Source organism: Cupriavidus sp. GW822-FHT02D05, from assembly GCF_058802485.1.
Window position 1 is genome coordinate 24,924 of sequence record NZ_JBXAOE010000019.1, and the last position, 23,639, is coordinate 48,562.

Sequence of the window (23,639 nt, forward strand, 5' to 3'; positions counted from 1 at the left end):
GCCGGGCAGCGTCCAAGACAACCAGGAGACAGCGTCATGAAAGGACTGCGGGACAAAGTGGCCATCATCAGCGGTGGTGCTACGTTGATCGGCGCGGGCGTGGCCAGCGCCTTCGTCGAGGCCGGCACGCGAGTGGCCATTCTCGACATCGATGCCAGCGGCGGCGAGCGGGCAGCTGCCGCGTTGGGCGAGCGGGCGTTGTTCGTCCACACGGACATCACCGACGATGCCCAGGTGGCCGCGGCGGTTGCCCGGGTGAGCCAGCACTTCGGTGGCGTTGACTACCTGGTCAACCTGGCGTGCACCTATCTGGACGACGGCTTCAAATCAGGACGGCGCGACTGGCTTGCGGCGCTGGACGTCAACGTGGTTTCCGGGGTGATGCTGGCGCAGGCCGTGCACCCGGCCATGCGGGCACGCGGCGGTGGCGCCATCGTCAACTTCACCAGTATTTCCGCCAATGTGGGGCAGACGGGCCGCTGGCTCTATCCGGCCTCCAAGGCTGCCATCCGGCAACTTACCCGCAGCATGGCGATGGATCTCGCGCCCGATGGCATCCGGGTCAACGCCGTATCTCCCGGCTGGACCTGGTGCCGGCTGATGGACGAGGTCAGCGGTGGCAACCGCGAGCGCACCGATCGCGTGGCGGCGGACTTCCACCTCCTTGGCCGCGTTGGCGAGCCCGACGAAGTGGCGCAGGTCGTGTTGTTCCTCTGTTCCGACCACGCCAGCTTTGTGACCGGCGCGGACTATGCGGTGGACGGCGGCTACTCGGCGATGGGGCCCGAGCAGAACGTGCCCGCCATTCCCAGGCTGGCCGATTGACGCCGGCATCGAGCATCCCCCAAATCCGGGGCTTCGATTTTCATCCTGAACATCCAGTAGGAGATTGCCATGAGCCAACGCATTGCCATCATCGGGGCAGGCCAGTCAGGCCTGCAGATGGCCCTCGGGCTGCAAGCCAAAGGCTATCAGGTCACACTGCTGACCAATCGAACGCCGGACCAGGTCAGGGCGGGCAAGGTCATGTCCAGCCAATGCATGTTCGATCGCGCGTTGCAGGCCGAGCGCGAGCTTGGGCTGAACTGGTGGGACGATAGCTGCCCCCCCGTAGAAGGCATTGGCCTGGCGATTCCGCATCCGGAGCAGGTTGGTGCCAGGCTGATCGACTGGGCCGCCCGGCTCGAGCGGCCGGCGCAGGCCGTGGACCAACGCGTCAAGATGCCAGCCTGGATGGAGGCCTTCGCAGAGCGTGGCGGCGACCTGCGCATCGCCGATGCCGGCATCGATGAGCTCGAGGCGCTGACACTTGAGCACGATCTGGTCCTGCTCGCCGCCGGCAAGGGCGAAATCGTCAGCCGCTTCGAGCGCGACGCCGCGCGCAGTCCCTTTAGCGCGCCGCAACGCGCGCTGGCCTTGACCTATGTGAACGGCATGACGCCGCGCACGCCGTATTCGCGGGTTTGCTTCAACCTGATTCCCGGCATCGGCGAGTACTTTGTGTTCCCCGCGCTGACCTTGAGCGGACCTTGCGAGATCATGGTGTTCGAGGGCATACCGGGCGGACCCATGGACCAATGGGCTGAGGCGCGTACGCCCGAGCAGCACCTTGCCGAAAGCCTGCGCATCCTTCGCACCTGGTTGCCATGGGAAGCGCAACGCTGTGAAAATGTCACGCTGACCGATGAGCAGGGCATCCTCGCCGGCCGGTTCACGCCAACCGTGCGCCACCCGGTCATGACGCTGCCGTCCGGCCGGCTGGTGTTCGGCATGGCGGACGCAGTGGTAGTCAACGACCCCATCACCGGACAGGGCTCGAACAACGCCGCCAAATGCTGCAAGGTGTATCTGGAGGCGATCGTCGCGCGCGGCGATCGTGCCTTCGACGCCGCCTGGATGACGCAGACCTTCGCCAGCTACTGGCATTACGCCGGTGACGTCGTGAACTGGACCAACTCGCTGCTCACGCCGCCGCCGCCGCACATCCTGGCATTGCTGGGCGCGGCCGGGCAGGCGCCGGCGCTGGCCGCACGCATCGCCAACGGCTTCGACAACCCGCCGGACTTCTTCCCCTGGTGGGCTGACCCTACCGCCTGCCAGCAACTGATCGACCGGCATTTGCCGCAGGCAGCCTGAGATGGACGCCGCCTGTGCTGTGCTCGACCCCAAGGCACTGCGTCAAGCTTGTGGCCGGTACGCCACCGGCGTGGCGGTCATCGGGGCCTGCGGTGCTGATGACCGCCCGATCGGCCTGACCATTAACTCTTTTGCCTCGCTGTCGCTGGCGCCGCCGCTGATCCTGTGGAGCCTCGCCTTGCATTCGCCGAACGCGGCGCGTTTCACGCCGGGGAACCCCTTCGGCGTCAGCATCCTGCGGGCGGGGCACGGCGAGCTCGCCCGGCGCTTTGCCAAGCCCGCAGACGACAAGTTTGCCGGAGTCGCCCATCGGCGATGCCAGCGTGGCGTGCCTTATCTCAATGATGCCCTGGCCACCCTGGCGTGCCGGGTGGAGCGCGCCGATGCCGTCGGGGATCACTTGCTGATCGTGGGCCAGGTGGAGGGGTTTGAGATAGGGGAGGGCGAGCCGCTGGTGTTCTTCGGCGGGGAATTTGTGCAGCTGGGGCGATAGGAGCACGCGAAAACGCTACAAAACAACACCGCCCCGTACGCTCCCGCATACTTGTCAATCCACGCTTGCTCTTTCCAAATCTACGCGATATAGTGTAAGGCTACCCGTTTGTCTATGGGTAGTGGGCTGGCCAGTTTGGCCGCGCGCAGTCTTCTTCAGCGCAAGCCCCGCACTGCAAACACTGTTTTCGTGTATTAATCAGCCCCGGCCAATCGCAGCTGGGAATGGAGCAAACCATGAGCCTTGGCCTTGTAGGTCGCAAGGTTGGCATGACCCGTATTTTCACGGACGACGGCGATTCAATTCCCGTTACCGTGGTCGAGGTCGGCGACAACCGCGTGACACAAATCAAGACGGACGAGACCGACGGTTATACCTCGGTTCAAGTCACTTTCGGCGCACGCCGCGCTAGCCGCGTCACCAAGCCCCTGGCAGGTCACCTTGCCAAAGCTGGTGTTGAAGCTGGTGAAATCATCCGCGAATTCCGCATCGATGCCGCTAAGGCTGGCGAACTGCAACCCGGCGGCACGCTGTCGGTTGACCTGTTCGAAGTCGGTCAAAAGATCGACGTCCAGGGCGTGACCATCGGTAAGGGCTACGCCGGTACCATCAAGCGTCACCATTTCGCATCGGGTCGTGCCACCCACGGTAACTCGCGTTCGCACAACGTGCCGGGTTCCATCGGTATGGCGCAGGATCCGGGCCGTGTGTTCCCCGGCAAGCGCATGACTGGCCATCTGGGTGACGTCACCCGCACCGTCCAGAACCTGGAAATCGCCAAGATCGACGCAGAGCGCAAGCTGCTGCTGGTCAAGGGCGCCATTCCCGGCTCCAAGGGCGGCAAGGTTATCGTTACCCCGGCCGTCAAGGCCAAAGCCAAAGCTTAAGGAGCGAATCAATGGAACTCAAGCTCCTCCAGGACAATGGCCAGATCGGCGCAGGCGTTGACGCCTCGCCCGAAGTCTTCGGCCGTGACTACAACGAAGCCCTCGTTCACCAGGTCGTCGTCGCTTACCAGGCTAACGCTCGCAGCGGTAACCGTAAGCAGAAGGACCGTGAAGAGGTCAAGCACACGACCAAGAAGCCTTGGCGCCAGAAGGGTACGGGTCGCGCCCGTGCCGGTATGTCTTCCTCGCCGCTGTGGCGCGGGGGCGGCCGTATCTTCCCGAATTCGCCGGAAGAGAACTTCACGCAGAAGGTCAACAAGAAGATGTTCCGTGCCGGCATGCGCTCGATTTACTCGCAGCTCGCACGTGAAGGTCGTATCAACGTGGTGGACGGTTTCACCGTCGATGCGCCCAAGACCAAGCTCTTGGCCGACAAGTTCAAGGCCATGGGCCTGGACTCGGTGCTGATCATCACCGACAGCCTCGACGAAAACCTCTACCTGGCTTCGCGCAATCTGCCGCACGTGGCGGTTGTCGAGCCGCGCCAGGCTGACCCGCTGTCGCTCGTGCACTACAAGAAGGTGCTGGTGACCAAGGCAGCCGTCGCGCAGATCGAGGAGTTGCTGAAATGACGCAAGTAGCCAAGAACGATCATCGTTTGATGCAGGTGCTGCTCGCGCCGGTGGTTTCCGAAAAGGCAACCCTGGTCGCCGACAAGAACGAACAAGTCGTGTTCGAAGTCGCTCGCGATGCCAACAAGGCAGACGTGAAGGCGGCAGTCGAACTGCTGTTCAAGGTCGAGGTGCAGTCCGTTCAGATCCTGAACCAAAAGGGCAAGCAAAAGCGTTTTGGCCGTTTCATGGGGCGTCGCAACCACGTGAAGAAGGCTTACGTTTCGCTCAAGCCGGGTCAGGAAATCAATTTTGAAGCGGAGGCCAAGTAATCATGGCACTCGTCAAGACCAAGCCGACGTCCCCGGGCCGTCGCTCCATGGTAAAGGTTGTTAACCACAACCTGCACAAGGGCGCGCCCCACGCTCCGCTGCTGGAAAAGCAATTCCAGAAGTCGGGCCGTAACAACAACGGTCACATCACCACCCGCCACAAGGGCGGTGGTCATAAGCACCATTACCGCGTGGTCGACTTCAAGCGCAACGACAAGGACGGCATCGCCGCCAAGGTCGAGCGCCTGGAATACGATCCGAACCGCAGCGCCAATATCGCGCTGGTGCTGTTCGCCGACGGCGAGCGCCGCTACATCATTGCCACCAAGGGCATGGTAGTTGGCCAAGCGTTGATGAACGGCTCGGAAGCTGCGATCAAGTCGGGTAACAACCTGCCGATCCGCAACATTCCGGTTGGTACCACCATCCACTGCGTGGAAATGCTGCCGGGCAAGGGCGCTCAGATCGCTCGCGCCGCTGGCGGCTCCGCTGTGCTGCTGGCTCGTGAAGGCATCTACGCTCAGGTTCGCCTGCGCTCCGGTGAAGTGCGTCGCGTTCACATCGAATGCCGCGCCACCATCGGTGAAGTCGGTAACGAAGAGCATAGCCTGCGCGTCATCGGCAAGGCCGGTGCAAATCGTTGGCGCGGTATCCGCCCGACGGTTCGCGGCGTTGTGATGAACCCGGTGGACCACCCGCACGGTGGTGGTGAAGGCAAGACCGCTGCTGGTCGTGACCCCGTTTCGCCGTGGGGTACCCCGGCTAAGGGTTACCGTACCCGCAGCAACAAGCGCACTGCCAGCATGATCGTGCAGCGCCGCCACAAGCGTTAATCGGTAGGTAGGAGCCTAGACATGACACGTTCCGCAAAAAAGGGTCCGTTCTGTGACGCCCACCTGCTGAAAAAGGTGGAAGCGGCCTCAGCCGGCAAGGACAAGAAGCCCATCAAGACTTGGTCGCGTCGCTCGACCATTCTGCCGGACTTCATCGGCCTGACGATCGCCGTACATAACGGCCGTCAACACGTGCCGGTGTATGTTTCGGAAAACATGGTTGGCCACAAGCTCGGTGAATTTGCGCTCACGCGTACGTTCAAGGGCCACGCGGCTGACAAGAAAGCGAAGAGGTAAGGTGCCATCATGGAAGTGAAAGCGATTCATCGCGGTGCCCGCATCTCCGCCCAGAAAACGCGCCTGGTCGCTGACCAGATCCGCGGTCTGCCGATTGAACGCGCGCTCAACGTCCTGACGTTCAGCCCGAAAAAGGCGGCCGTCATCGTGAAGAAGGTGGTCGAATCGGCCATCGCCAACGCCGAGCACAACGAAGGCGCCGACATCGACGAACTGAAGGTCAAGACCATCTTCGTCGACAAGGCAACCTCGCTCAAGCGTTTCACGGCACGAGCAAAGGGCCGCGGCAACCGCATCGAGAAACAAACTTGTCACATCACTGTGACGCTCGGCAACTAAGGAGTCACGATGGGACAGAAGATTCATCCGACTGGCTTCCGTCTGGCCGTCAGCCGTAACTGGGCTTCGCGTTGGTACGCCAACAACACGAAGTTCGCCGGCATGCTGAAGGAAGACATCGAAGTTCGCGAGTTTCTGAAGAAGAAGCTCAAGAACGCTTCGGTTGGCCGCGTCGTGATCGAGCGCCCCGCCCGTAATGCACGTCTCACCATTTATAGCTCGCGTCCGGGCGTGGTGATCGGCAAGAAGGGTGAGGACATCGAACTGCTCAAGGCCGAGCTGCAACGCCGCATGGGTGTGCCCGTGCACGTGAACATCGAGGAAATCCGCAAGCCGGAAACCGATGCGCAGCTGATCGCCGACTCGATCACCCAGCAGCTCGAGCGCCGTATCATGTTCCGCCGCGCAATGAAGCGCGCGATGCAGAACGCGATGCGCCTCGGTGCCCAGGGCATCAAGATCATGAGCGCCGGTCGTCTGAACGGCATCGAAATCGCTCGTACCGAGTGGTATCGCGAAGGTCGTGTGCCCCTGCACACCCTGCGCGCCGACATCGACTACGGCTTCTCCGAAGCAGAAACCACCTACGGCATCATCGGTGTCAAGGTGTGGGTCTACAAGGGTGATCACCTCGGCCGCAACGATGCGCCGGTGGTGGAAGAGCCGCAAGACGATCGTCGTCGTCGCCCGGGTGGTCGTCCTGATGGTCGTCGCCGTGAAGGCGAAGGCGGCCGTCCGGGTGGCAACCGCCGCGGTGGCGCGGGTGCCGGTGCAGGTCGCCGCGCTCCTGGCGCAGATGCGAAGAGTGGAGAATAACGATGCTGCAACCTAAGCGCAGAAAATACCGCAAGGAGCAGAAAGGCCGCAACACGGGTAAGGCTACCCGTGGCAACGCCGTGTCTTTCGGCGAATTCGGCCTGAAGGCGATGGGCCGTGGTCGTCTGACGGCTCGTCAGATCGAGTCGGCACGTCGTGCGATGACCCGTCACATCAAGCGTGGCGGCCGCATCTGGATCCGGATTTTCCCGGACAAGCCGATCTCGAAGAAGCCCGCCGAAGTCCGTATGGGTAACGGTAAGGGTAATCCGGAATACTACGTGGCAGAAATCCAGCCGGGCAAGATGCTGTACGAAATGGATGGCGTGACGGAAGAGCTGGCTCGTGAGGCGTTCCGCCTCGCCGCCGCCAAGCTGCCGATCGCTACCAATTTCGTGGTGCGCCAGGTCGGGACGTAAGGAGAGCAGGGATGAAAGCATCCGAACTTCGCGGCAAAGATGCCGCAGGGCTGAACCAGGAGCTCTCCGAGCTGCTGAAGGCCCAATTTAGCCTGCGCATGCAAAAGGCCACCCAACAGCTGCAGAACACCAGCCAGCTGAAGAAGGTGCGCAAGGACATCGCGCGGGTGCAAACCGTGCTGAACGAAAAGGCGACCTCGAAATGACTGAAACTGCACAAACGGAATCGTCGCTTCGCCGCACGCTGGTCGGTCGGGTAGTTAGCGACAAGATGGACAAGACCGTCACGGTCTTGATCGAAAACCGCGTCAAGCATCCTCTGTACGGCAAGTACGTGCTGCGTTCCAAGAAGTACCACGCACACGACGAAGCCAACCAGTACAAGGAAGGCGACAAGGTCGAGATCCAGGAAACGCGTCCGCTGTCGCGGACCAAGTCCTGGGTGGTTTCCCGTCTGGTCGAAGCTGCGCGCGTCATCTAAAAAACCACACGGTTTTCGGTTGACTTGCGAGTCCAGGGTTATGTGCTATAATCCTGGACTTCCGCTTTGTTGCATTCGCCTTAGTTGTATCACCCCGGCGAATCGGTGAAGCGAACCTAGCCGAGCGGCTCCTGATTAACCATGTTCAGGCCGCCTGGTAACTACCGACTTCAAAGTTGATCAACCCAAACGGTTGCTGGCGCAAAGCCAGGGGCTGACGGGACCAAGACTGACCGGCGGGCGTTGCCCGGTGGATTAAGTTGGGAAGATAACACCATGATTCAGACAGAAAGCCGGCTCGAAGTAGCCGATAACACTGGTGCGCGCGAAGTTCTGTGCATCAAAGTGCTGGGTGGGTCCAAGCGCCGCTATGCGAGCGTGGGCGACATCATCAAGGTGACCGTTAAGGACGCAGCGCCGCGCGGTCGCGTGAAGAAGGGCGATATTTACAACGCTGTCGTCGTGCGCACCGCCAAGGGCGTGCGTCGCGCTGATGGTTCGCTCGTCAAGTTCGACAGCAATGCCGCTGTCTTGCTGAACACCAAGCTCGAGCCGATCGGCACCCGTATTTTCGGGCCGGTGACTCGTGAACTCCGTACCGAGCGCTTCATGAAGATTGTGTCGCTCGCGCCGGAAGTGCTGTAAGGAGCCGCCATGAACAAGATTCGTAAAGGCGACGAAGTCATCGTCCTGACCGGAAAAGACAAGGGCAAGCGCGGCACCGTGCAAGCCATGCTCGGCGAGAAGGTTGTGGTGGAAGGCGTCAACGTTGCTAAGAAGCACGCACGTCCGAACCCCATGCTGGGCACCACCGGTGGCGTGGTCGACAAGGTCATGCCGCTGCATATTTCTAACGTTGCGCTCGTGGATGCCAATGGCAAGCCGTCGCGCGTCGGTATCAAGGTGGAAGACGGCAAGCGTGTACGCGTGCTGAAGACCACCGGTGCCGTCGTGGCAGCTTGATTCTGGGCACAGATAGGAGTTGAGCATGACTGCACGTCTGCAAGAGTTTTACAAAGAACAAGTAGTACCGAAGCTGATCGAGCAATTCGGCTTCAAGTCGGTCATGGAAGTGCCGCGCATCACCAAGATCACCCTGAACATGGGCCTTGGCGAAGCCATCAATGACAAGAAGGTCATTGAGCTGGCCGTGGGCGACCTGACCAAGATCGCCGGCCAAAAGCCGGTGGTGACCAAGGCCAAGAAGGCAATCGCCGGCTTCAAGATCCGCCAGGGTTATCCCATCGGCGCGATGGTGACGCTGCGCGGCGAACGCATGTTCGAATTCCTGGATCGTCTCGTGACCGTGGCCCTGCCGCGCGTGCGTGACTTCCGTGGTGTTTCGGGCCGCTCGTTCGATGGTCGTGGCAACTACAACATCGGTGTGAAAGAGCAGATCATTTTCCCCGAAATTGAGTACGACAAGATCGACGCACTGCGTGGTCTGAACATCAGCATCACGACGACGGCGAAGAATGACGAGGAAGCCAAGGCACTCCTCGCAGCATTCAAGTTCCCGTTCCGTAATTAAGGGGTAACCGTGGCTAAATTGGCTCTGATTGAACGTGAGAAGAAGCGCGCTAGGCTCGTGGCAAAGTATGCCGACAAGCGTGCGACCCTCAAGGCCATTATCGACGACCAAGAGAAGTCGGAAGAAGAGCGTTATAGCGCGCGTCTCGAGCTGCAGCAGCTCCCGCGCAACGCGAACCCGACTCGCCAGCGTAACCGCTGCGCGATCACCGGTCGTCCCCGCGGTACCTTCCGCAAGTTTGGCCTGGCGCGTAATAAGATCCGTGAAATCGCCTTCCGTGGCGAAATCCCGGGTCTGACGAAAGCCAGCTGGTAATTACGCACAGGCTACAGGAGAAACAGTATGAGCATGAGCGATCCTATCGCCGATATGCTGACGCGCATCCGCAACGCCCAAGGCGTGCAGAAAGTGTCGGTTGTCATGCCGTCGTCGAAGCTGAAAGTGGCAATCGCCAAGGTCCTTAAGGACGAAGGCTACATCGACGACTACGCCGTGAAAGAAGAAGGCGGCAAGGCACAACTGAGCATCGGTCTGAAGTACTACGCTGGCCGCCCGGTCATCGAGCGCATTGAACGCGTCTCGAAGCCTGGTCTGCGTGTGTACAAGGGCCGCAGCGACATCCCCCAAGTGATGAACGGCCTCGGCGTCGCAATCATCTCGACCCCCCAGGGTCTGATGACCGATCGCAAGGCACGTGCCACTGGCGTGGGCGGCGAAGTTCTTTGCTACGTCGCGTAAGGAGTAGACCATGTCCCGTGTAGGTAAGGCTCCCATCGCGCTGCCCAAAGGCGCAGAAGTCAATGTGGCGGCTGGCGTGCTCTCCGTTAAGGGCCCGCTCGGCACGCTGACGCAGCCGATTCACAGCCTGGTCAAGGTCAATGTCGAAAACGACACGCTGACCTTCGCTCCGGTTGATGAATCGCGCGAAGCAAACGCACTGCAGGGCACCATGCGCGCCCTGGTGGCCAATATGGTCAAGGGTGTAACCGCCGGTTTCGAGCGCAAGCTTAACCTGGTCGGCGTGGGCTATCGTGCCCAGCTGCAAGGTACTGCGCTGAAGCTCCAGCTTGGTTTCTCGCACGACGTGATCCATGCGATGCCGGAAGGCGTGACGGCGGCAACGCCCACGCAGACCGAGATCATCATCAAGGGTGCGGACAAGCAGAAAGTCGGTCAGGTGGCTGCGGAAGTCCGCGCGTACCGTCCGCCTGAGCCCTATAAGGGCAAGGGCGTTCGCTACTCGGACGAGCGCGTCATCCTGAAGGAAACCAAGAAGAAGTAAGGGGTGCAATCATGAACAAGAAAGACGCTCGTTTGCGCCGTGCACGTCAGACCCGCGCCAAAATCGCGGAGTTGAAGATCAACCGTCTGACCGTGTTCCGTACGAATTCGCATATTTACGCCCAGGTCTACTCGCCGTGCGGCACGCAAGTGCTGGCATCGGCTTCGACCGCCGAGGCAGAAGTGCGCAAGGAACTGACCGGCAGCGGTGCTACCGCAGCCGCCGCGACCCTGATTGGCAAGCGCATCGCCGAAAAGGCGAAGGCAGCTGGCGTGGAAACCGTTGCGTTCGATCGCGGCGGCTTCCGCTTCCATGGTCGCGTGAAGGCACTGGCTGACGCAGCACGCGAAGCCGGCCTTAAGTTCTAAGCGCACATAGAGAGATACGTCATGGCAAAAATGCAAGCAAAAGTCCAGCAGGACGAACGCGACGACGGCCTCCGCGAGAAGATGATCTCGGTCAACCGTGTCACCAAGGTGGTGAAGGGTGGCCGGATTCTCGGTTTCGCTGCGCTGACCGTGGTTGGTGACGGCGATGGCCGCATCGGCATGGGCAAGGGCAAGGCTAAGGAAGTGCCGGTTGCAGTTCAGAAGGCAATGGACGAAGCCCGTCGCAAGATGGTCAAGGTCTCGCTGAAGAACGGCACGCTGCAACACGAAGTCGTTGGCAAGCACGGCGCCGCCAAGGTGCTGATGATGCCGGCCAAGGAAGGTACCGGCGTGATCGCTGGTGGCCCGATGCGCGCGATTTTCGAGGTGATGGGCGTGACCAACGTCGTGACCAAGTCGCACGGCTCGACCAATCCGTACAACATGGTTCGCGCCACGCTGGACGGTCTTCAAAAGATGAGCACGCCGGGCGAGATCGCCGCAAAGCGTGGCAAGTCTGTTGAAGACATCCTCGGTTAAGGAGTCGGACGAAATGTCGCAACAAACCGTAAAAGTGCAACTCGTGCGCAGCCTGATCGGCACGCGTGAGGATCATCGCGCCACCGTCCGTGGCCTGGGCCTGCGCCGTATCAATTCGGTGTCGGAGCTGCAGGACACGCCCGCCGTGCGCGGCATGATCAACAAGGTCTCGTACCTGGTCAAGGTTCTGGCCTGAGTCCCGGGACACGGAGAGCAAGATGCAACTCAACAACCTGAAACCGGCTGACGGTTCGAAGCACGCCAAGCGTCGCGTCGGCCGCGGTATCGGCTCCGGCCTGGGCAAGACTGCCGGCCGTGGTCACAAGGGTCAGAAGTCGCGTTCGGGCGGCTTCCACAAGGTCGGCTTCGAAGGCGGTCAAATGCCGCTGTATCGTCGCCTGCCGAAGCGTGGCTTCACGTCGCTGACGAAGGCCTTCAACGCCGAAGTGACCCTGCGTGATATCGAGCGCCTGGAAGCCACCGAGGTGGACCTGCTGGTTCTGAAGCAAGCTGGCCTGGTGGCTGAGCTGGCCAAGAGCGCCAAGGTCATCAAGGCTGGTGAGCTGACCCGCAAGGTTACGATCAAGGGTCTGGGCGCCACCGCTGGTGCCAAGGCTGCGATCGAAGCCGCCGGCGGTCAGATCGCGGCGTAATTTAGCAGCAGATTTCGCAGCATAGGCGAGTCACAGTCGGAGCATCGTTTGGCCACGGCGAAACCCAATGCAAGCACGCAAGCCAAGAACACGGCGAAGTACGGCGACCTAAAGCGCCGGCTGATGTTCCTGGTGCTGGCCTTGATCGTGTACCGCATCGGAGCGCATATTCCGGTGCCGGGAATCGATCCGGAACAGCTTGCGAAGCTTTTCCAGAGTCAGTCAGGTGGCATCCTCGGGATGTTCAACCTGTTCTCGGGCGGTGCGCTGTCGCGCTTTACCGTCTTCGCGCTCGGCATCATGCCGTACATCTCGGCGTCGATCATCATGCAATTGCTGACGATCGTGCTGCCGCAGCTGGAGTCGTTGAAGAAGGAAGGGCAGGCGGGTCAACGCAAGATCACGCAGTACACGCGCTACGGCACGGTGGTTCTGGCCACTTTCCAGGCGCTGTCGATTGCGGTCGCGCTGGAATCTCAGCCTGGTCTGGTGATCGATCCGGGCCTGATGTTCCGGGCTACGGCAGTGATCACGCTGGTGACCGGTACGATGTTCCTGATGTGGCTGGGTGAGCAGATCACCGAGCGGGGTCTGGGCAACGGTATCTCGATCATCATCTTCGGCGGTATCGCAGCGGGCTTGCCCAACGCGATCGGCGGGCTCTTCGAACTGGTTCGCACTGGTTCCATGAGCATCATTGCTTCGATCCTGATCGTGGCAATCATCGCCGGTGTTACCTTCGCCGTGGTGTTTGTCGAGCGTGGCCAGCGCAAGATCCTGGTGAACTATGCCAAGCGTCAGGTCGGCAACAAGGTGTATGGCGGTCAATCGTCGCACCTGCCGCTGAAGCTGAACATGGCAGGGGTGATTCCGCCGATCTTCGCATCGTCGATCATCTTGTTCCCGGCGACCATCGCGGGCTGGTTCACGTCTGACTCGACGAGCGCTGCCGGCCGGTTCATCAAGGACCTGGCTGCGACGCTTTCGCCGGGACAGCCGGTCTACATCCTGCTGTACGCTGCTGCAATTATATTTTTCTGCTTCTTCTATACGGCTCTTGTGTACAACAGCCGGGAAGTCGCGGACAACCTGAAGAAAAGCGGTGCCTTCATTCCGGGCATTCGTCCGGGCGAGCAGACGACGCGCTACATCGACAAGATTCTTGTCCGTCTGACGCTGGCTGGTGCGATCTACATCACACTGGTCTGCCTGTTGCCGGAATTCCTGGTACTGCGCTGGAACGTTCCGTTCTATTTTGGCGGAACCTCGTTGCTGATCATCGTGGTCGTCACGATGGACTTCATGGCCCAGGTCCAGTCCTATGTCATGTCGCAGCAATATGAGTCCCTGCTGAAGAAAGCGAATTTCAAGGGTAATCTGACCTTGCGCTGAAGCCGGGTCGGTACAGGCTAGGTATGGCAAAAGACGACGTCATCCAGATGCAGGGGGAGGTCCTGGAAAACCTCCCCAACGCGACGTTCCGCGTCAAACTGGAAAACGGCCATGTGGTGCTGGGCCATATCTCCGGCAAGATGCGAATGAACTACATCCGGATTCTTCCGGGTGATCGGGTGACGGTTGAACTGACCCCATATGATCTGTCACGCGCGCGCATCGTCTTTCGGACGAAGTGAAGCGAACAGGAATTGAAGGAAGAGGAAAATCATGAAAGTGCTGGCTTCTGTTAAGCGCATTTGCCGCAACTGCAAAGTTATCAAGCGCAACGGTGTCGTGCGCGTGATCTGCTCGTCGGATCCCCGCCACAAGCAACGCCAAGGCTAATCGGAAAGAGGATTGACGAATGGCACGTATCGCAGGGGTTAACATCCCGAACCATAAGCATACCGAGATTGGCCTGACGGCTATTTACGGTATCGGCCGCTCGCGCGCCCGCAAGATTTGCGTGGCCACCGGCGTTCCCTTTGACAAGAAGGTCAAGGACCTGACCGACGGCGACCTGGAAAAGCTTCGTGACGAAGTAGCCAAGGCCACGGTTGAGGGTGACCTGCGTCGTGAAACCACGATGAACATCAAGCGTCTCATGGACCTTGGTTGCTATCGTGGCGTCCGTCACCGCAGGGGTCTCCCGATGCGCGGTCAGCGCACCCGCACCAACGCCCGTACCCGCAAGGGTCCGCGTAAGGCCGGCGTGGCTCTGAAGAAGTAAAGCCGAAGGCAGAGGAAGAAACTAATGGCAAAAGGTCCGAATAACGCCGCCCAGCGCGCGCGTAAGAAGGTCAAGAAGAACGTTGCCGACGGCATTGCGCACGTCCACGCTTCGTTCAACAACACCATCATCACGATCACCGACCGTCAGGGCAATGCCCTGGCATGGGCAACCTCGGGTGGCCAGGGCTTCAAGGGTTCGCGTAAGTCGACGCCCTTCGCAGCTCAGGTTGCTGCAGAGAACGCCGGCCGCGTGGCGCAAGACCAGGGTATCAAGAACCTGGACGTGCGCATCAAGGGCCCCGGCCCTGGCCGTGAATCGGCTGTGCGCGCGTTGAACGCGCTCGGCATCAAGATCTCGATTATCGAAGATGTGACGCCAGTGCCGCACAACGGCTGCCGTCCGCCCAAGCGTCGTCGGATCTAAGCGCCGGTGTGATACCCGGGCTGCGGGTGAGGTCTTCCTCGCCCTCTGCCCGGTGTGGTAGCATCGCACGTTGACCTGCTGCATATGCTTTGCGGCAGGTTTTCGTTTTGCGTTTTTGTGTCTGGTGATTGGCCTGCTGGTCTGTCGCCTGGTGCAAATAGCCAGTCATATGCTTTTGCGCGTGTCCTTTAGGGGAATGCGCTGGATAAGCCCACCGTCTGCCACTCACGCGTCCCTCAAACGGGCGGAGAAGGCGGACTCGCGGCGCGTCAAACAAGGCGCCGCGATCGATCAGGAAGGAAGATAAAGTGGCACGTTATATCGGCCCGAAGGCCAAACTCTCCCGCCGTGAAGGTACCGACCTGTTCCTGAAGAGCGCACGCCGCTCGCTTGCAGACAAGTGCAAGCTGGACAGCAAGCCGGGCCAGCATGGCCGCACCTCGGGTGCACGTACCTCCGACTACGGCAACCAACTGCGCGAAAAGCAGAAGGTCAAGCGTATCTATGGCGTGCTCGAGCGCCAGTTCCGCCGCTACTTCGCTGAAGCCGACCGCCGCAAGGGCAACACCGGCGAGAAGCTGCTGCAACTGCTGGAATCGCGCCTGGACAACGTCGTGTACCGCATGGGCTTTGGCTCGACCCGCGCTGAAGCGCGCCAGCTGGTGTCGCACAAGGCGATCCTGCTGAACGGTCAAGCCCTGAACGTGCCGTCGGCACAAGTCAAGGCTGGTGACATCATCACCATCCGCGAGCAGTCGAAGAAGCAAGTCCGTATCGCCGAAGCGCTGTCGCTGGCTGAGCAATCGGGTTTCCCGGCATGGGTTGCCGTGGACGCGAAGAAGTTCGAAGGCACATTCAAGCAAGTGCCGGATCGCGCCGATATCTCGGGTGACATCAACGAAAGCCTGATCGTCGAGTTGTATTCGCGTTAATCACTCGAATTCTGACCGACACCATCGAACGGCCAGGGGCTTGCGTTTCCCGCCAAGCTTCACATTCAGCCCGACGCGCTGCCGCGCGTCGGGCTTATTGCCCATCGTGCGATGGGATTTTCAGGTTCCAAACGTCAGCCTTATCGGTGTAACGAGCCGAGGGTATTGAAAAGGACAACCTAATGCAAACAGCACTACTCAAGCCTAAAATTATTGCCGTGGAGCCGCTCGGCGACCATCACGCGAAGGTCGTGATGGAGCCGTTCGAGCGTGGCTATGGCCATACGCTCGGTAACGCCCTGCGTCGCGTGCTGCTGTCGTCGATGGTCGGTTATGCCCCGACCGAAGTCACGATCGCTGGGGTGGTCCATGAGTACTCCACCATCGATGGCGTGCAGGAAGACGTAGTCAACCTGCTGCTGAATCTGAAGGGTGTGGTCTTCAAGCTGCACAACCGCGACGAAGTCACGGTCTCGCTGCGCAAGGAAGGCGAAGGCGTTGTGACGGCTGCCGATATCGAGCTGCCCCACGATGTCGAGATCATCAACCCCGGCCACGTGATCGCTCACCTGTCGGCCGGCGGCAAGCTCGATATGCAGATCAAGGTCGAACAAGGCCGTGGTTATGTGCCGGGCAACGTGCGCAAGTTCGGCGACGAAGCGGGCAAGGTCATTGGCCGCATCGTGCTGGACGCTTCGTTCTCGCCGGTGCGCCGCGTTTCGTACGCAGTCGAATCGGCTCGTGTGGAACAGCGTACCGACCTCGACAAGCTGGTGATGAACATCGAAACCGACGGCGTGATTTCGCCCGAAGAAGCGATTCGTCAATCGGCGCGCATCCTGGTCGACCAGTTGTCGGTGTTCGCCGCGCTGGAAGGCACCGAGTCGTCGGCGGAAGCCGCTTCGAGCCGCACGCCGCAGATCGATCCGATCCTGCTGCGCCCGGTCGATGACCTGGAGCTGACCGTGCGTTCGGCCAACTGCCTGAAGGCCGAAAACATCTACTACATCGGCGACCTGATCCAGCGCACCGAGAATGAGCTGCTCAAGACCCCGAACCTGGGTCGCAAGTCGCTCAACGAAATCAAGGAAGTGCTGGCTTCGCGCGGTCTGACCCTCGGCATGAAGCTCGAGAACTGGCCGCCCGCAGGGCTGGAGAAGTAATAGCCAGGCGCGGTGGCGGGCTTGCCCAGCCGCCGCGCCAGGTCATCGCGGCGACCGGCATGTGCCGGCTGCCTTAATAGACTACCGGCCCGCGCCGAACCGGAGATTGCTCCGGCCAAGCGATAGAAGAGCTGGTCAAACATTGCAATAAAGGAATCATCATGCGTCACCGTCATGGTTTGCGGAAACTGAACCGCACCTCGTCGCACCGCCTCGCGATGCTGCGCAACATGTCCAACTCGCTGTTCCAGCACGAGCTGATCAAGACCACCCTGCCCAAGGCCAAGGAACTGCGCAAGGTTGTCGAGCCCCTGATCACGCTGGCCAAGAAGGACACCGTTGCCAACCGCCGCCTGGCTTTCGCCCGTCTGCGCGACCGCGACATGGTCACCAAGCTGTTCAACGAACTCGGCCCGCGTTACAACGCGCGTCCGGGTGGCTACACCCGTATCCTGAAGTTCGGTTTCCGCCAGGGCGACAATGCGCCGATGGCGCTGGTCGAGCTGGTTGACCGCCCGGAAATCACCGAAGCGCCGGCTGAAGAAGCAGGCGAATAAGGTTGATTCCGTCCCGGCCCGCTTGCGACCGTTGGTCGCGGCGAGCCGCGCGGACACCGCTTACAATCGAGCCAGGCTACATGCCTGGCTCTTTTGTTTTCCGGGGCTGGCGCGCCAGGGTCTGGCCGCCGGGCCGGCTGTGGCCTGGGAGGACGATCTGATGAGCGAAGCAATCTTGGTGATGACATCGCTGCCGGACGCCGAGTCCGCGGGGCGTGTTGCAAGGGCCGTGCTGGAGTCGAGGTTGGCGGCATGCGTGAACCGGCTGGCGCCGTGCGAGTCCGAGTACTGGTGGCAAGGTGAGATCGAAAGCGCACGCGAGTGGCCGCTGATGATCAAAACCACCCAGGAGCGTTATGCCGCGCTGGAGGCAGCGATTCGGCTCGCGCACCCCTACGAGGTGCCTGAGATCGTGGCAATGCCGCTGGTCGCGGGATTCGCGCCTTATCTGGCCTGGGTGGCGCACGAGACCAGAACGGCCACAGACGAAGGCGACAGTGCGTAAGGATGGCGGTCGCTGCGCCGACTCACACTGATGCTGGCAATAAAGCACTGCGGCCGGTGACCGGCGCTATGATGCGAGCGCAATGCGGATACGACGAATGACATTTCAAAGGCAGGGCATGAGTTTCGGTGTGAGCGCGAACGCCTCGGGTGGTTCGGGGGCTGGGCAAGCCGTGCGGCATAGTGCCGCAGTGCGGCTGCTGATCATGCTGCTGGCCTCACTCTGGCTGTGCCTCGCCGGCGTGGCGCATGGCGCCGATGACGACTTCTTGCCGCCGGAACAGGCCTTCCGGTTTGCTGCCCATCAGGTCGATGCGAAGACGATCGAGGTTCGCTTCGACGTGGCGGATGGCTATTACCTCTACCGCGATCGCTTTGCCTTTGCGGCGCAGCCTGCATCCGTCAAGCTCGGTGCGCCGGTGTTCCCGCCCGGCAAGGTCAAGTTCGACGAGACATTTGGCAAAGAGATGGAAACCTATCACGGCGGGCTGACCATCCGCGTGCCGGTGGAGTCTGCACCGGCCGACGGCAAATGGTCGCTGGTGGTGACTTCCCAGGGCTGTGCCGACAAAGGCCTGTGCTATCCGCCGCAGGAAAGTGTGTTCAAGGTCGGCGGTGGTGTGCTTGACGGATTGTTCGGCAAACGGGCACCGGCGGATTCCAGCAGCATCGGCAACAACCCGGCCGCCGCAAGCGGCGACGCGGCCGGCCCCTCCCCCGCCCTGCTGGCCCCGACGGCCGACGAGAACGACCGCATCGCCGGCGCCCTGGCCAGCCGCAACCTCGGCGTGATCGCAGCGCTGTTCTTCGGCCTGGGCCTGCTGCTGACCTTCACGCCGTGCGTGTTGCCGATGGTGCCCATCCTGTCGTCGATCGTGGTGGGCGAGCACGTTACGCGCAAGCGTGCCTTGCTGGTATCGCTGTCCTATGTGCTCGGCATGGCAGTGGTCTACACGGGGATCGGCGTGGCGGCGGGCCTGCTGGGTGAGGGCCTCTCCGCGGCGCTGCAGGCGCCGTGGGTGCTGGCTGCCTTTGCGCTGCTGATGGTGGCGCTGTCGCTGTCCATGTTCGGTCTCTATGAGCTGCAGCTGCCGCAGCACTGGCAGACCCGGCTGACGGCATCGTCCAACCGCCGCCAGGGCGGGCAGCTTGCCGGTGCCGCAGCCATGGGCGCGATCTCCGCGCTGATCGTCGGGCCGTGCGTGACGGCGCCACTGGCCGGCGCGCTGGCCTATATCGCGCGCACTGGCGATGCTGTGGTCGGCGGCGGTGCGTTGTTTGCCATGGCGCTCGGCATGGGCGTGCCGCTGGTGCTGGTGGGCGTGGGAGCGGGCAACCTGCTGCCGCGCGCCGGACGCTGGATGGAGACGACCAAGCGCTTCTTCGGCTTCCTGCTGCTGGGTGTGGCGCTCTGGATGGTGAGCCCGGTGCTGCCCGCGTGGGCGCTGATGGCGGGCTGGGCTGCGCTGCTGCTGGTTGGTGCGGTCTTCCTGAGCGCCTTCGATTCACTCGGCCCAGATGCGCATGGCCTGGCCAGGGTAGGCAAGGGCCTGGGCCTGCTGGCGGCGCTGGCAGGCGCCATCCTCCTGGTCGGGCTGGCCTCCGGCGGCCGGGACCCCCTGCAGCCGCTGGCGCACCTGAGCGCCGCGCGCTCGGCGCCGGAAGCGGCGGCCGGCGGCGCGTCCGACGTACGGTTCGAGCGCGTCCGCTCAGTTGCGGAGCTCGATGCACGCGTGGCGCAGGCCGCTGCCGCCGGCAAGCCGGTGCTGCTCGATTTCTATGCGGACTGGTGCGTGAGCTGCAAGGAGATGGAACGCTTCACATTTACCGATGAGCGCGTGCGGGCGCGGCTGTCCGAGGTTGTGATGCTGCAGGCGGATGTCACCCGGAACAACGCCGATGACCGCGCGCTGCTCAAGCGCTTCGGCCTGTTCGGCCCCCCGGGCATCATCCTGTACGGCGCCGACGGGCGCGAGCGGCCGGTCCGCGCGATCGGCTACCAGCCGGCCACACGGTTTCTCGACACGTTGTCGCGCGCGCTCGATACCAAGGCTAGTACCTGAGACATACCTGAAATACCCGAGGCGCCAGCTTCGGCTGGCGTCGGCTAGCTTTGCTCCAGCCGGCGCCCTAGCGCCCATACCGCGGCCAGCACCACCACCACCGCCCCCATCAGCCCCAGCGACCACCAGAAGCCCTGGGGCTCGCGCAGCCACGGCATGCGGTCGAAGTTCATGCCGAAGATGCCGGTGATCAGCGTGAGCGGCATGAACAGCGCGGTGATCAGCGTCAGCGTGCGCATGGTGCGATTGGTGCGGTGCGCCACCGAAGAGAAGTGAATCTGCACCGCGGACTCGATCGAGTCCTCCAGCCGCCGCGCATGGGCGAGCACGCGCGAGACGTGCTCCATCACGTCGTTGATCCGCACCAGCAGCGCATCGTCGCGGCCCGCCGTGCTTGGCGTACCTGGAGTGCCTGTGGCGGGCCCTTCACTCGCGATGCTATAGCTGTTGTCGAGCAGGCTGTCGCGGAACTCTTGCAGCGCGTCGTGCTGCTCCTCGCACAGGTGCTCCAGCCGCCGCAGCTCGATGCGGGCATCGAGCAAGCCTTCCCAGCTGGAAAAGCTGCGCCGCGCGTTAAGCAGCGCGCGCTGCCACCGGTCGAGCTGGCGCGTCAGCGGCGCACGCAGGTCCAGGTAGCGGTCGACCATGGCGTTGAGCAGCCGCAGCATCAGGTCTTCCGGGCGCGTTGGCGGGCGGATGCCATGCACCAGCGCGGCGTGGCCGTTGGCCCGTGTCTTTGACGCCGCTTGCGGCCGCGGCGCCTGGCACAGTTCAAGCAGGCGCTGGCGCACCTGGTCCAGCGTGCGCGATTGCGCGGGCCGTACCGTCAGCAGCACGTTGTCAAAGACGAAGAACGTGACCGGCTGGGTATCGATCTTGGCTAGCGCGGGCAGGAAGCCCGGCGGGTAGCGGCGCGGCTTGGCTGAGGTACTGGGTTTTGCCGCGGATTGCGGGCCGGCTGTCGCGCAGGCCGTGGCCGAAGCCACGGGCTGGCCCGGCATCGTCGGCATGTCCATCGCGGCGGTGGCCGAGGCCGCCGCCGTTGCCGTCGTGCTCGTACTCGTTCCGGATGCCGCCGCCCCCTCTGCGCCAGCCTCGGCGATCAGCCGGCTGGTCTCGAAGGTAAGCTTGCGGAAGATCACCATGTCGTAGGCATGCGTCGTATCGAAATACGACGGATGCGACGGGTTGGTGGCATCGATGAGATGCAGGTCCAGCACCGGGGCGCCCGTCAGCGCCTGGACGCTGTCGCGCCAGGCCGTCGGCGCGGCGCTGATTTCCTCGATCGGCGTGTCGACCCAGACGAAACGGGCCGCTGCATTGCCGGCGAGGAAGTCGCGCGCCGCGTCGAGCGAGGCGAGCGGATGGACCTGGCTGGCGGAAAAGCCTAGCAGCTGCATCCGGGCCGGTTCAGCGCGTGAGCAGGCGAGCGGCGTCGCGTGCGAAATAGGTCAGGATGCCATCGGCGCCGGCGCGCCGGAAGGCCAGCAGCGATTCCATCATGACCTTGTCGTGATCCAGCCAGCCATTCTGGGCTGCGGCCTTGAGCATCGCGTACTCGCCGCTGACCTGGTAGACGTAGGTGGGGAAACGGAACTCGTCCTTCACGCGCCGCAGGATGTCGAGGTAAGGCATGCCGGGCTTGACCATCACCATGTCAGCGCCTTCCATGATGTCCTGCGCCACTTCGCGCAGGGCTTCGTCGGAGTTGGCCGGGTCCATCTGGTAGGTCATCTTGTTGCCCTTGCCCAGGTTGGCCGCCGAGCCCACCGCATCGCGGAACGGGCCGTAGAAGGCCGAGGCGAACTTGGCCGAGTACGCCATGATCCGGGTATGGATATACCCGCCGTCTTCCAGCGCCGCGCGCACGGCGCCGATGCGCCCATCCATCATGTCCGAGGGCGCCACGATATCCACGCCGGCCGCAGCCTGCGTCAGCGCCTGCTTGACCAGGATCTCCACGGTGACGTCGTTGATCACGTAGCCGTCGTCATCCAGCACGCCGTCCTGGCCGTGGCTGGTGTACGGATCCAGCGCCACGTCGGTCAGCACGCCCAGTTCCGGGAATCGGTCCTTGAGCGCGCGCACGGCGCGCGGGATCAGGCCTTCGGCGTTGGTCGCCTCGATGCCGTCGGGCGTTTTCAAGACCGGATCGATCACCGGGAACAGCGCGATGACCGGGATGCCGAGTTTCACGCAGTCTTCCGCCACCGGCAGCAACAGGTCAATCGACAGACGCTCCACGCCGGGCATGGACGCCACGCTCTCACGCTGGTTTTGGCCGTCGACGATGAATACCGGATAGATCAGGTTATCTGGCGACAAGCGGTTCTCGCGCATCAGCCTGCGTGAGAAATCATCACGGCGCATGCGGCGCGGACGGTACTCGGGAAAAGTGGACATGGCTTGAGAGGAGTCGGAAAAGAAGTGCGGGAGTCTGCCGGGCGGCTGGCGCGATGTGGCTGGCGAGTGCCTGACCAGGCCGCTTGCGAAAGAAAAACTAAACTTTTGATCTCGCCCGCTATCATACTCGCGGACACTCTGCGTTGCGCTTGCGTGATGCAGCGTCCCCCGCTACTCCTCCCTGAGCGGGTACCCGCCCTTAACCGGTGGGAAAGTTCGCCCCCGTTGCTTGCAACGGGGTTTTTTTTGCCCGCTCGTGTACCGGTGCAATTGCCGGTTCGGCAGGGGGCAGCGCAGGAGTGGGTACGCGCTGGGGGGGCGGAGGATCAGTTCGCGGGCGCTTCGGGGGGGATATCGCCAGCATCCGGTTCGGCTTGCGGCGTTGCCGCGGCCTTGCTGTCCGTGGCCACCGGGGGCAGGGCCTCGGGCAGGGACAGCCAGCCCGCCACCACGCGCTGGGCTTCCTCGATGCCGCGGCGCTTCAGGCTGGAGAACAGCTGCGCGGTCAGGGGGACGGGCGTGTCGAGCTGTTCCGCGTAGCCGGCCAGCACCTTGCGGGTTTCGCGCAGGGCCAGGGCGTTCTCGCTGTTGGTCAGCTTGTCAGCCTTGGTCAGCAACACGTGAATGGGCCGGCCCGTGGGCAGGAACCACTCGACCATCTGGCAATCCAGGTCGGTAAAGGGGCGGCGCGCGTCCATCATCAGCACCAGGCCGGACAGTTGCGAGCGGGTCTGCACGTAGTCGCTTAGCAACGCTTGCCAATGGAACTTGGCCGACCCCGAGACCTGCGCATAGCCGTAGCCCGGCAAGTCGACGAGGAAGGCGAGCGGGTCCGGCGCCTTGACCGGGGCCACGCCGAAGAAGTTGATGTGCTGGGTGCGGCCTGGCGTGCGCGACGAAAAAGCCAGCCGCTTCTGGTTGCACAAGATGTTGATGGCGGTGGATTTGCCGGCGTTGGAGCGGCCGGCGAACGCCACTTCCGGCACAGCCGTGGCAGGCAGGTCGCGCAGATGATTGACGGTAACGAAAAAGCGGGCCTGATGTAGGAGGGACATGCGCTTGGGCGATGGGGCGGGTGGGGGCGGGCTGCCGCCTGGATTCAGGCGGGTTCGCCGGCGTCACCGCGCCGATGTGAGTGAGGTGGGCGGCACATGCGGCCGCCTGGATGGCCGGGGCTGGCGTCTGGCCGCGTCGCGGCGCGCACATCCTCTATCCGGCACACGATTTATTGTACAATAACGCGGTTAACGGCCTCTCGATTAGGTGACGCGCGGCATCCTTGGTCGCGCATTTATCTGGCAGGGAAGTCTTGCGTGTCCGTTCCATCGTGGTAGCAAGCCTGTTGGTCTAGTCCCTGTTATGGCGCCGAAGCCTGGCGCCAGCGCAAGAGGGCCAACCGGGGGTCT

The 23,639-nt window shown here is 62.4% G+C and carries 36 protein-coding genes; 33 read left to right on the plus strand and 3 right to left on the minus strand.

Annotated elements, in window-relative coordinates:
* Positions 1 to 36 precede the first annotated feature (36 nt).
* The 33 genes from AC1RQK_RS24190 to dsbD all read left to right on the plus strand — a co-directional run bounded on the left by AC1RQK_RS24190 (position 37) and on the right by dsbD (position 19,830).
* Positions 37 to 825, plus strand: coding sequence for an SDR family oxidoreductase (locus AC1RQK_RS24190; RefSeq protein ID WP_458762293.1), 789 nt, complete (start codon positions 37 to 39; stop codon positions 823 to 825).
* Positions 826 to 894: 69 nt separating this feature from the next.
* Positions 895 to 2,136 (plus strand): styrene monooxygenase/indole monooxygenase family protein, encoded by a 1,242-nt coding sequence (locus AC1RQK_RS24195; RefSeq protein ID WP_492376022.1) that lies wholly within the window; start codon positions 895 to 897, stop codon positions 2,134 to 2,136.
* A gap of 1 nt (position 2,137) precedes the next feature.
* Positions 2,138 to 2,629 carry a flavin reductase family protein gene (locus AC1RQK_RS24200; protein ID WP_492376021.1) on the plus strand — a complete coding sequence of 164 codons (492 nt, stop codon included), beginning with the start codon at positions 2,138 to 2,140 and terminating at the stop codon, positions 2,627 to 2,629.
* Positions 2,630 to 2,865: 236 nt separating this feature from the next.
* On the plus strand, positions 2,866 to 3,516 hold the full coding sequence (gene rplC / locus AC1RQK_RS24205; RefSeq protein ID WP_035870770.1) for a 50S ribosomal protein L3: 651 nt from the start codon (positions 2,866 to 2,868) through the stop codon (positions 3,514 to 3,516).
* Between the two features lie 11 nt (positions 3,517 to 3,527).
* Positions 3,528 to 4,148: a 50S ribosomal protein L4 gene (gene rplD / locus AC1RQK_RS24210; RefSeq protein ID WP_006160474.1), complete on the plus strand. Its 621-nt coding sequence runs from the start codon at positions 3,528 to 3,530 to the stop codon at positions 4,146 to 4,148.
* On the plus strand, positions 4,145 to 4,459 hold the full coding sequence (rplW, locus tag AC1RQK_RS24215) for a 50S ribosomal protein L23 (RefSeq protein ID WP_006160473.1): 315 nt from the start codon (positions 4,145 to 4,147) through the stop codon (positions 4,457 to 4,459). The genes rplD and rplW overlap by 4 nt, the downstream gene beginning before the upstream one ends.
* A gap of 2 nt (positions 4,460 to 4,461) precedes the next feature.
* Entirely contained in the window at positions 4,462 to 5,292 is an 831-nt protein-coding gene (gene rplB / locus AC1RQK_RS24220; protein ID WP_043350353.1) for a 50S ribosomal protein L2, read from the plus strand.
* A 21-nt stretch (positions 5,293 to 5,313) separates the two neighbouring features.
* A complete protein-coding gene (gene rpsS, locus AC1RQK_RS24225) occupies positions 5,314 to 5,589 on the plus strand; it encodes a 30S ribosomal protein S19 (RefSeq protein WP_006160471.1) in 276 nt (91 codons plus the stop codon).
* Between the two features lie 9 nt (positions 5,590 to 5,598).
* Positions 5,599 to 5,928, plus strand: coding sequence for a 50S ribosomal protein L22 (gene rplV / locus AC1RQK_RS24230; RefSeq protein ID WP_006160469.1), 330 nt, complete (start codon positions 5,599 to 5,601; stop codon positions 5,926 to 5,928).
* Positions 5,929 to 5,937: 9 nt separating this feature from the next.
* A complete protein-coding gene (gene rpsC, locus AC1RQK_RS24235) occupies positions 5,938 to 6,744 on the plus strand; it encodes a 30S ribosomal protein S3 (RefSeq protein WP_006160467.1) in 807 nt (268 codons plus the stop codon).
* 2 nt (positions 6,745 to 6,746) lie between these two features.
* On the plus strand, positions 6,747 to 7,163 hold the full coding sequence (gene rplP, locus AC1RQK_RS24240) for a 50S ribosomal protein L16 (protein ID WP_006160465.1): 417 nt from the start codon (positions 6,747 to 6,749) through the stop codon (positions 7,161 to 7,163).
* Between the two features lie 11 nt (positions 7,164 to 7,174).
* On the plus strand, positions 7,175 to 7,369 hold the full coding sequence (gene rpmC / locus AC1RQK_RS24245) for a 50S ribosomal protein L29 (protein WP_006160464.1): 195 nt from the start codon (positions 7,175 to 7,177) through the stop codon (positions 7,367 to 7,369).
* On the plus strand, positions 7,366 to 7,644 hold the full coding sequence (gene rpsQ / locus AC1RQK_RS24250; protein WP_006160462.1) for a 30S ribosomal protein S17: 279 nt from the start codon (positions 7,366 to 7,368) through the stop codon (positions 7,642 to 7,644). The genes rpmC and rpsQ overlap by 4 nt, the downstream gene beginning before the upstream one ends.
* 276 nt (positions 7,645 to 7,920) lie before the next feature.
* The gene (rplN, locus tag AC1RQK_RS24255; RefSeq protein ID WP_017225233.1) at positions 7,921 to 8,289 is read left to right on the plus strand and encodes a 50S ribosomal protein L14; all 369 of its coding nucleotides are present in this window, start codon (positions 7,921 to 7,923) and stop codon (positions 8,287 to 8,289) included.
* Positions 8,290 to 8,298: 9 nt separating this feature from the next.
* Positions 8,299 to 8,607, plus strand: a complete 309-nt coding sequence (gene rplX, locus AC1RQK_RS24260; protein WP_043350346.1) for a 50S ribosomal protein L24 — start codon at positions 8,299 to 8,301, stop codon at positions 8,605 to 8,607.
* A 25-nt stretch (positions 8,608 to 8,632) separates the two neighbouring features.
* On the plus strand, positions 8,633 to 9,175 hold the full coding sequence (gene rplE, locus AC1RQK_RS24265; protein ID WP_006160458.1) for a 50S ribosomal protein L5: 543 nt from the start codon (positions 8,633 to 8,635) through the stop codon (positions 9,173 to 9,175).
* Between the two features lie 9 nt (positions 9,176 to 9,184).
* Positions 9,185 to 9,490: a 30S ribosomal protein S14 gene (rpsN, locus tag AC1RQK_RS24270; protein WP_006160456.1), complete on the plus strand. Its 306-nt coding sequence runs from the start codon at positions 9,185 to 9,187 to the stop codon at positions 9,488 to 9,490.
* Positions 9,491 to 9,517: 27 nt separating this feature from the next.
* Positions 9,518 to 9,913 (plus strand): 30S ribosomal protein S8, encoded by a 396-nt coding sequence (gene rpsH / locus AC1RQK_RS24275; RefSeq protein WP_006160454.1) that lies wholly within the window; start codon positions 9,518 to 9,520, stop codon positions 9,911 to 9,913.
* A 10-nt stretch (positions 9,914 to 9,923) separates the two neighbouring features.
* Entirely contained in the window at positions 9,924 to 10,457 is a 534-nt protein-coding gene (gene rplF, locus AC1RQK_RS24280) for a 50S ribosomal protein L6 (RefSeq protein ID WP_043350342.1), read from the plus strand.
* Positions 10,458 to 10,468: 11 nt separating this feature from the next.
* Positions 10,469 to 10,825: a 50S ribosomal protein L18 gene (gene rplR, locus AC1RQK_RS24285; RefSeq protein WP_043350338.1), complete on the plus strand. Its 357-nt coding sequence runs from the start codon at positions 10,469 to 10,471 to the stop codon at positions 10,823 to 10,825.
* 21 nt (positions 10,826 to 10,846) lie between these two features.
* Positions 10,847 to 11,365: a 30S ribosomal protein S5 gene (gene rpsE / locus AC1RQK_RS24290; RefSeq protein WP_006160449.1), complete on the plus strand. Its 519-nt coding sequence runs from the start codon at positions 10,847 to 10,849 to the stop codon at positions 11,363 to 11,365.
* A gap of 13 nt (positions 11,366 to 11,378) precedes the next feature.
* A complete protein-coding gene (rpmD, locus tag AC1RQK_RS24295) occupies positions 11,379 to 11,561 on the plus strand; it encodes a 50S ribosomal protein L30 (protein ID WP_006160440.1) in 183 nt (60 codons plus the stop codon).
* 22 nt (positions 11,562 to 11,583) lie between these two features.
* A complete protein-coding gene (gene rplO, locus AC1RQK_RS24300) occupies positions 11,584 to 12,018 on the plus strand; it encodes a 50S ribosomal protein L15 (protein WP_006160439.1) in 435 nt (144 codons plus the stop codon).
* 48 nt (positions 12,019 to 12,066) lie between these two features.
* The gene (secY, locus tag AC1RQK_RS24305; RefSeq protein ID WP_006160437.1) at positions 12,067 to 13,410 is read left to right on the plus strand and encodes a preprotein translocase subunit SecY; all 1,344 of its coding nucleotides are present in this window, start codon (positions 12,067 to 12,069) and stop codon (positions 13,408 to 13,410) included.
* A 23-nt stretch (positions 13,411 to 13,433) separates the two neighbouring features.
* Positions 13,434 to 13,652: a translation initiation factor IF-1 gene (gene infA, locus AC1RQK_RS24310; RefSeq protein ID WP_006160436.1), complete on the plus strand. Its 219-nt coding sequence runs from the start codon at positions 13,434 to 13,436 to the stop codon at positions 13,650 to 13,652.
* A 31-nt stretch (positions 13,653 to 13,683) separates the two neighbouring features.
* Entirely contained in the window at positions 13,684 to 13,800 is a 117-nt protein-coding gene (gene rpmJ, locus AC1RQK_RS24315; RefSeq protein WP_006160433.1) for a 50S ribosomal protein L36, read from the plus strand.
* Positions 13,801 to 13,819: 19 nt separating this feature from the next.
* Positions 13,820 to 14,185 (plus strand): 30S ribosomal protein S13, encoded by a 366-nt coding sequence (gene rpsM, locus AC1RQK_RS24320; RefSeq protein WP_006160431.1) that lies wholly within the window; start codon positions 13,820 to 13,822, stop codon positions 14,183 to 14,185.
* A gap of 24 nt (positions 14,186 to 14,209) precedes the next feature.
* A complete protein-coding gene (rpsK, locus tag AC1RQK_RS24325; protein WP_006160430.1) occupies positions 14,210 to 14,611 on the plus strand; it encodes a 30S ribosomal protein S11 in 402 nt (133 codons plus the stop codon).
* A gap of 308 nt (positions 14,612 to 14,919) precedes the next feature.
* Positions 14,920 to 15,543 carry a 30S ribosomal protein S4 gene (gene rpsD / locus AC1RQK_RS24330; protein ID WP_492376020.1) on the plus strand — a complete coding sequence of 208 codons (624 nt, stop codon included), beginning with the start codon at positions 14,920 to 14,922 and terminating at the stop codon, positions 15,541 to 15,543.
* 182 nt (positions 15,544 to 15,725) lie between these two features.
* Positions 15,726 to 16,706: a DNA-directed RNA polymerase subunit alpha gene (locus AC1RQK_RS24335; protein WP_006160428.1), complete on the plus strand. Its 981-nt coding sequence runs from the start codon at positions 15,726 to 15,728 to the stop codon at positions 16,704 to 16,706.
* 161 nt (positions 16,707 to 16,867) lie between these two features.
* Complete coding sequence (rplQ, locus tag AC1RQK_RS24340; protein WP_006160427.1) at positions 16,868 to 17,263, plus strand: 50S ribosomal protein L17; 396 nt, start codon at positions 16,868 to 16,870, stop codon at positions 17,261 to 17,263.
* Positions 17,264 to 17,423: 160 nt separating this feature from the next.
* Positions 17,424 to 17,768, plus strand: a complete 345-nt coding sequence (gene cutA, locus AC1RQK_RS24345) for a divalent-cation tolerance protein CutA (protein ID WP_441637904.1) — start codon at positions 17,424 to 17,426, stop codon at positions 17,766 to 17,768.
* A 118-nt stretch (positions 17,769 to 17,886) separates the two neighbouring features.
* A complete protein-coding gene (dsbD, locus tag AC1RQK_RS24350; RefSeq protein WP_492811683.1) occupies positions 17,887 to 19,830 on the plus strand; it encodes a protein-disulfide reductase DsbD in 1,944 nt (647 codons plus the stop codon).
* A 44-nt stretch (positions 19,831 to 19,874) separates the two neighbouring features.
* On the opposite strand, the gene AC1RQK_RS24355 is transcribed toward dsbD, so the two are convergent.
* The 3 genes from AC1RQK_RS24355 to yihA all read right to left on the minus strand — a co-directional run bounded on the left by AC1RQK_RS24355 (position 19,875) and on the right by yihA (position 23,288).
* On the minus strand, positions 19,875 to 21,230 hold the full coding sequence (locus AC1RQK_RS24355; protein WP_492811578.1) for a magnesium transporter CorA family protein: 1,356 nt from the start codon (positions 21,228 to 21,230) through the stop codon (positions 19,875 to 19,877).
* Between the two features lie 10 nt (positions 21,231 to 21,240).
* A complete protein-coding gene (gene hemB / locus AC1RQK_RS24360) occupies positions 21,241 to 22,233 on the minus strand; it encodes a porphobilinogen synthase (protein WP_492376018.1) in 993 nt (330 codons plus the stop codon).
* A gap of 326 nt (positions 22,234 to 22,559) precedes the next feature.
* Positions 22,560 to 23,288, minus strand: a complete 729-nt coding sequence (gene yihA, locus AC1RQK_RS24365; protein WP_492811580.1) for a ribosome biogenesis GTP-binding protein YihA/YsxC — start codon at positions 23,286 to 23,288, stop codon at positions 22,560 to 22,562.
* Positions 23,289 to 23,639 lie beyond the last annotated feature (351 nt).